This window comes from Micromonospora sp. SL4-19, assembly GCF_047921475.1.
Lineage (GTDB): Bacteria > Actinomycetota > Actinomycetes > Mycobacteriales > Micromonosporaceae > Micromonospora.
Map to the genome: position 1 here is coordinate 1 of NZ_JBLROB010000068.1, position 2,205 is coordinate 2,205.

1 protein-coding gene is annotated in these 2,205 nt (G+C 65.9%); it reads left to right on the plus strand.

Annotated elements, in window-relative coordinates; genetic code table 11:
* Positions 1-637: 637 nt before the first annotated feature.
* Positions 638-2,068: a group II intron reverse transcriptase/maturase gene (ltrA, locus tag ACNAVT_RS31660; RefSeq protein WP_416301651.1), complete on the plus strand. Its 1,431-nt coding sequence runs from the start codon at positions 638-640 to the stop codon at positions 2,066-2,068.
* Positions 2,069-2,205: the final 137 nt, after the last annotated feature.

Genomic DNA, 2,205 nt, shown 5'->3' on the forward strand with positions numbered 1-2,205 from the left:
CTGTGCGCCATGTAGCGCTGATTGATCGAGGAGGGGTGAGAGACCTTTCCCGCCGGGTCGTCGCAGCGGCCTGGTGAAGCCTGAGGGCAGCCTGATCCGTGCAACGGCGGTGAGGGTGGCAAGCGGCCCTGACGAGGGCGGGACGTGCCGGGACTGCCAGACGGTGCGGGCCTGTTCGGCGAGGCCAGACGGTGTAACGCGAGTGAACCAGTGGTTGAAGCTCCGTAACAGCGAAGCCGGCTCGAAACCTGGTGGATCTGGGCCGGTGTGCAGTGCACGACCACCACGATCATGTGGTGGTCGACTCCGAAGCCGTGTAGCTCCGACGGTGGGGAGGCCATGGTGAAGGTCTGCGGCGTAGCCGTGGCGATGCTGCCGGAGTAGAGCTGGGCACCTCGCTGGCCGATCGATCGATGAGTGAACGTGGGAACCGACTGGCTGTCCGCCCGCTGGTTGTCTATCCAGGACGGCCGTGGGCAGGTGAGTTGCCGCTGATGGGTGGCTGGTCGGGGCGGAGGCCTCGTAGTAGTCGCGGGCGTGACGACCCGCCGTCGGGGTCCGGGAGAGCCGGACGCAGGGCGAAGGGGGCCAGCAAGTCAAGCAGTACGGATGCTGGAATGCCAGGAGGTTGTCGCCGGTGAATACCGACGAGCTGGAGTCGGCCCTTCGTCGGGCCGAAGACCGGGTACTGGGGATCCAGACCAAGCTGCACCGTTGGGCTCGTGATGATCCTCGTCGCGTGTTCGACGACCTGTTCAACCTCGTCACCGATCGAGCGTTTCTGTTGGTGGCGTGGGATCGGGTGCGAAGCAACAAGGGCGCCAAGACCGCCGGGGTGGACGGCGCGACCGCGATGTCCATCGCGTTGCGGGTCGGGGTCGAGGAGTTCCTCGACATGCTGCGGGCCTCGTTGAAGGACCGCAGCTTCCGGCCGGTGCCGGTGCGGGAGCGGATGATCCCCAAGCCCGGTGGCAAGCTGCGCCGGCTGGGAATCGCGACGATCACCGACCGGGTGGCGCAGGCGTCCCTGAAGCTGGTTCTGGAGCCGATCTTCGAGGCGGACTTCCTCCCGTGCTCCTACGGGTTCCGCCCGGGACGCCGGGCCCATGACGCGGTGGCCGAGATCCGTTACCTGGCTACGAGACCACGCAGCTACGAGTGGGTCGTGGAAGGTGACATCAAGGCCTGCTTCGACGAGATCGACCATGCTTCCCTGATGGCACGGGTACGTGGTCGTATCGCGGATAAGCGCGTGCTGGACTTGGTGAAGGCGTTCCTGAAGTCGGGCATCCTCGGCGAGGACCGCCAACTGCGGGAGACCAACGCCGGCACTCCGCAAGGGTCGATCCTGTCCCCGCTGCTGAGCAACATCGCCTTGTCGGTGCTGGACGAGTATGTCGCCCAGCGTCCCGGTGGCCCGTCCACGAGCAAGGTCGAGAAGGCGAGGCGGCTTCGGCACGGCCTGCCGAACTTCAAGCTGGTCCGGTATGCCGACGACTGGTGCCTGATGATCAAAGGCAGCCAGGCGGACGCCGAAGCGCTGCGGGAAGAGATCGCCGGGGTCCTGGCCACGATGGGCCTGCGCCTGTCAGAGACCAAGACCCTGATCACCCACATCGACGAGGGGATGGACTTCCTCGGCTGGCGCATCCAGCGTCATCGCAAGAGGGGGACCAACCGGCATTTCATCTACACCTATCCGGCCAAGAAGTCGCTCAAAGCGGTGATGGCCAAGGTGAAGACCCTATGCCGGCAGGTCGAGGTGAACCAGCCGCTGGACGACCTGATCCGCAGGCTCAACCAAGCGGTACGGGGCTGGTGCGCCTACTTCCGGCCCGGCGTTTCGTCGGCGACCTTCGCCTACCTCAGCCACTACCTGTGGCAGACGGTCTGGCGATGGCTCCGGCGAAAACACCGCCGGACCACCTGGAAGGAGCTGCGCCGACGCTACTGCGACGGCGGATGGTGGCCCCACGGCCAACGGGAACTGTTCGACCCAGAGAAACTGAGCACCACTCGGTACCTCTACCGCGGCGCGAACATCCCCACTCCCTGGCCAACCACCTAACGACGAGACACCGCGACCCCGCACGGGACTTGTGGAGAGCCCGGTGCATTGAAAGGTGCACGCCGGGTTCGGGAAGCGGCCCGCAGAAACAGACCGACCAAAGATCGGAACTGCGCAGCGGGCCGACTTCACCGACC